Here is a 4,605-nt window from a genome sequence, read left to right on the forward strand (position 1 = left end):
CTATTCATTCACACTCCTATTCATTCACACTCCTATTCATTCACACTCCTATTCATTCACACTCCTATTCATTCACACTCCTATTCATTCACACTCCTATTCATTCACACTCCTATTCATTCACACTCCTATTCATCAACCACCCCTATTCATTCAGAATCAACAGTTTTTACTCCGGCATTTTCATCAAACCGCTTTTGATCCCAGTATATACTGGCTACGCTCTAGACTATAAAACCCCCTCATAGCAACTCCATCCGTCTTCTCTTTAATCAAACACGTCAGGTTAACAACAGCTGACTTCAGATCTTCAACACTTTTGCTTTCAAACCAATAAAAAGCAGGTTTAAGCATTCCTTCCTTACCAATAAAACCATCCATTTTTGTGATCATTCCTCTAGCCACCGATTCTTTCTCCATAAGAAACCTTATTTTACGCATACAATAAATTATCTTTAAAAAACCTCTGTTGTATATTTTTATCCCTAATAACAAGAGCATCAAACCTACTTCTCATACCTGCATCTTCATTAGAAAAACCAGAAACAATGTCATCCATGTCCAATATAGACCTTGCCAGACCATCATCCTCGGAAAAATCACTTCTAAAATCAGAATACAAAGCAGGAACACTGGTTCTAATAAATTCTAAATACAACCCAAGCTCCATTAAAGCCCCCTGAACTCCCTCTGGTATAATATTTTCACAAGATTTAGCAGATAGTTGCAACACCGTCTTATTTAATTCTCCCTTATCATTTGCACGCGGGGAAACAGAAAGCCTGTTCAAAACATTCAACGCATCAGCTACACTTTTTATAGCTTTTACTTTAGAATCAGAAAAAATATTACTCGAACCACTTGTATCTTTTTCTTTATCAACCAACACCGCACCCAATCCCCGACAACAATCTTGTATTTTTGTTTTACAAGCATTCCTCAACTTTTCATGCTCCGTCTTCACTTCCTCTAACAAGAGTTCATATTTAGTGACCTCCCCACCCTTCTTCCGCACATTGATCGCACTTCCCGGAGTTACAAGTTCATCATCACCACAACTTTTCGAAAGAGAATAATTATCAAGAGTCTCAAATTTCTCTCCAGAACCAGTTTTTATTTCAGATTCAAACTCCAGAACATTCTTATGAATAAACTCTATTTATTCCCTTTGCACAAAACCAAAAATTAAAACAATAATCTCATCATCACTTTTTCCATCAACCCACCTAAAAGCCTCTTTCATCTTTTCTTTATCATTTACGAAAAGATCAACTCTCCCAACCCATTTTTTGATAGCGGAAAGAGTCTGCGTAAGAAAACACAGATTAGACAACCATGATCTTTTATTTAACAACTCAGCTATTTTATTATCGAAAGCCCGCGCTCCAGCTGACGAATCATCAATCCTTTCTAACTGAGCTAACTTATTTTTTTCAAAATAATTATTAACAGCAGTTATTTCCTTAACCATGCGAGGGCAACCCTCCAAAAAATTTGAAAAACGCACCAATTCCATCAGATACCGCTTACCTTTTTCCGGATCTTTTTCCAAAACCAAAGAGTTAAATAGCTTTTCATTACCCACGGGTAAACTCGAGCTATCAGCATACCTTCCAACCGATTCTTTTTTCAATACATTTAGTTTTTCAACAAACAATTTCGGCATTTCTAACTTCGTTTTACTCAGCTTTTCCATAATCCTACGTAGTTCATCTATCACCCCCTCATGTTTTTTATATTCATCTACCATTTCTTCACACTCCACAGCCATCCATTCAAATAACCCTTCAATATTTAATGAATAATCTTCAGAGAATGAAAGATCGCTACCAAACTCACCTTCAACATTACGCTGAAGCTTTTTAATTTCGTCATGTATAACTGCTCTCTTCTGAGAAGTTTCCATGTTATGAACAATATCAGTTTCGTCAGCACCAGACCCTCTGCTATTCTCGCCATTAGTGGATACATTGTCAGAGCGGCTTGCCCCCCAGTTTCCTTGTGTGATTGGACTACAGCCGTCTTTCTATTTTTAACATCAACAGGGCTAACTTCATTCTTAACACCCCCATCAGAACCATCGCCAGCCCGCAACTTTTCATGATCTTTAACAGAGAGATCTGGATTTATTTTTTCCACCGGCTTCATAAAAGCACAGCCTGCTTTATCAAATTCATGATTTTTCCACGATAAACATCTGAAACCGAAAGTATTAAATCTGCCCTCATAGCCTCTGCCATAAGCAACCTCGCTTTATGAAATTGAGTTTGGCACTCAGTCTAACCTGAATAAATAAACTGGCATTGATTCAATAGAAATCATGTAAGAATTTTTTATAAGCAGTTAACTTAAAATTATCTTTCTCAATCGATCTATCAGAAACGGGTACACGCATCGTCAGCTTTGAATCTTCCATGCGGATTTGAATACAACCGGTCAAATGCTTATCAACAGAAAACAATATACCCACCGCTTTTCACACTCGATTAAAAGTCGGTGGGTGTAATCACTCATCATTTCAGAATCATATTCCGATGAGGGATACCATCCTCAAGATAGCACTCCCCCATAAATTCGAATCCCAATCCCTGGTAAAAACCCACCAGATAAGCCTGGGCTGAAACTAAAACCGGAGTCTCTGGCCACTGCTGCCGACAGGTTGCTATGGCTTCCTCTCACTTTCCTTTTCTTTCTTTTTTTTATAAAATTTTACTTGGAGCAATTTTAGTCTACCATCACCCCTGTGTCTTAGTTTCAGGAGGTTAGCCAATTTTGAAGTCACGGATTCAGGGATAACGCTTCTGTTTAATCAAGGCGTTGATTGAATAGTAACCGGGGTTTTACAAAAATCTAAATCTAAACCTTCTTATTGCTGCCGTTGATCAAAACGCTTAAGGCTTTTTTTCTGGAAAAAAATAAGGGGTTGTTGGTTGCCCGGTTGCCCATATAACAAGGCTCAGGAACTGTCCTGAAATAACTTCCACATTTTGAACTCAGTCTCCGTGCACCCTGAGCGGAGTCGAAGGGTGCCTGGCACGATCTATCATGGCCCGGAGTTTAAGCCCTTCGACAGGCTCAGGACGAACGGGGTTTGGAGGCTCGGAAATGTGGAAGTTATTCAGGGACAGCTCCTTAGTAAATCAAACTAAGGTTTCTCTAAGATGAAATATGAATTGGCTAATGGTTCGCTATGCGGACATGCTCAACACCCTGAATTGCCAGCAGCGGGTAATATTGTCGAATCTAAATCAAGTGAAGCCGATAAGCCTTGGCGATGTCGTTTCACTGATGGTTGTGAAGCTGTGTTCAGATCTGTGAAAAGGAATCCACTGATGTCGCTGTGCATTGCAATTACAACTGTGGCTGCGGGAAGGGCAATAGCTGGTATGGCGTTAAATAATAGAACAACAAATATGGCGTTAAATAATAGAATAACAAACAATGTAAATAGCGCGAATTCAAATTCAGGTGAAATAGAGATACCCCCTCATCTACTTCGATCAACTCTTACCAAAGATATTTTTATAAATAATACCGCCGCTGCTTCTGACACATCTGATATAACCAACAATGATCATTCAGGCGCCATAGAGGGTGGATATTCAAGCTCTGACAGTATCACTACTAACCTACCAGTTGACCAGGCCCCGAAATATCGAGCTAAGCGTCAGATTCAAGCATCCGGAAAGTTTTCGAACAGTGAGTTTTCGAACCGTGACCGCCAGAGGCTAGAAATAACCATTCGGGCCACCCAGAAAGATGTAGGTTGTACAGCTCATTATGGTCCGTTGTTTGATTTAAAAAAAGAATTTTCAAGGCAAGAAGAAGAACTGAAAAAAAAGTTAGATTATCATGTTGAAGCAAATAAAGAAGTTTTATTGAATGACATTAACAAACCAAACGGCTTGCTATCAATAGTGGAGAAGCTTGAACAAGATGTTGGAGAATTTATGGCTGAAAAGTCAGCATTTGATCCAAAATATCATACTGAGCTTAAAGTTATCTCACTTGAAGAATACGCCAGTTATTTTTCTCCAACACAAAATATAACCTTGAAGGAATTGAGAAAAGTGGAAGTTGGAAAAGTAAAAGACAATGCGAAGGATGCAAGAATAAAGGCAAAATCAATGCCATATTGTAAAGGTAAAATAAAAAAAATAAAAAGAGATGCGCGTGATCAGAAAACAAAAATAAGAAGCATGGTGGAACAAGCCTCCAATGAACTGGATTGCTTCCTTTTTCGCAAATATGAGAATGATATACGACCACGTTATCAAGCACTCAAAACAAAAATAAATGATAGTGCTCAATTATACAGTTGGCCGATCCCCACGCAGATGCCAGAGCTTGCAATACCTAGCGAGTGTACCGTCAGGCCTACCACCGACTGGCCCACCACCGTCAGGCCTACCACCGACTGGCCCACCACCGTCAGGCCTACCACCGTCAGGCCTACCACCGACAGGCCTACCACCGTCAGGCCTACCACCGTCAGGCCTACCACCGACAGGCCTACCACCGACAGGCCTACCACCGACAGGCCTACCACCGACAGGCCTACCACCTGTCTCTTATACACATCTGACGCTGCCGACGAAAGATACA

At 40.0% G+C, this 4,605-nt stretch carries 5 protein-coding genes; 1 reads left to right on the forward strand and 4 read right to left on the reverse strand.

Annotated features, from left to right (window positions below; all coding sequences use genetic code 11):
• Positions 1–186: 186 nt before the first annotated feature.
• The 4 genes from RM811_RS18870 to RM811_RS18885 all read right to left on the reverse strand — a co-directional run bounded on the left by RM811_RS18870 (position 187) and on the right by RM811_RS18885 (position 2,666).
• Entirely contained in the window at positions 187–420 is a 234-nt protein-coding gene (locus RM811_RS18870; RefSeq protein ID WP_402527364.1) for a hypothetical protein, read from the reverse strand.
• 13 nt (positions 421–433) lie between these two features.
• Positions 434–964 carry a hypothetical protein gene (locus RM811_RS18875; protein WP_402527365.1) on the reverse strand — a complete coding sequence of 177 codons (531 nt, stop codon included), beginning with the start codon at positions 962–964 and terminating at the stop codon, positions 434–436.
• Between the two features lie 195 nt (positions 965–1,159).
• Positions 1,160–1,906 (reverse strand): hypothetical protein, encoded by a 747-nt coding sequence (locus RM811_RS18880; protein ID WP_402527367.1) that lies wholly within the window; start codon positions 1,904–1,906, stop codon positions 1,160–1,162.
• 607 nt (positions 1,907–2,513) lie between these two features.
• Positions 2,514–2,666, reverse strand: a complete 153-nt coding sequence (locus tag RM811_RS18885; RefSeq protein WP_402527369.1) for a GNAT family N-acetyltransferase — start codon at positions 2,664–2,666, stop codon at positions 2,514–2,516.
• Positions 2,667–3,161: 495 nt separating this feature from the next.
• Here RM811_RS18885 and RM811_RS18890 point away from each other — a divergent pair.
• On the forward strand, positions 3,162–4,605 hold a 1,444-nt coding region (locus RM811_RS18890), incomplete at its 3' end, for a hypothetical protein (RefSeq protein WP_402527368.1).

The organism is Endozoicomonas sp., from assembly GCF_031844845.1.
GTDB lineage: Bacteria > Pseudomonadota > Gammaproteobacteria > Pseudomonadales > Endozoicomonadaceae > Endozoicomonas.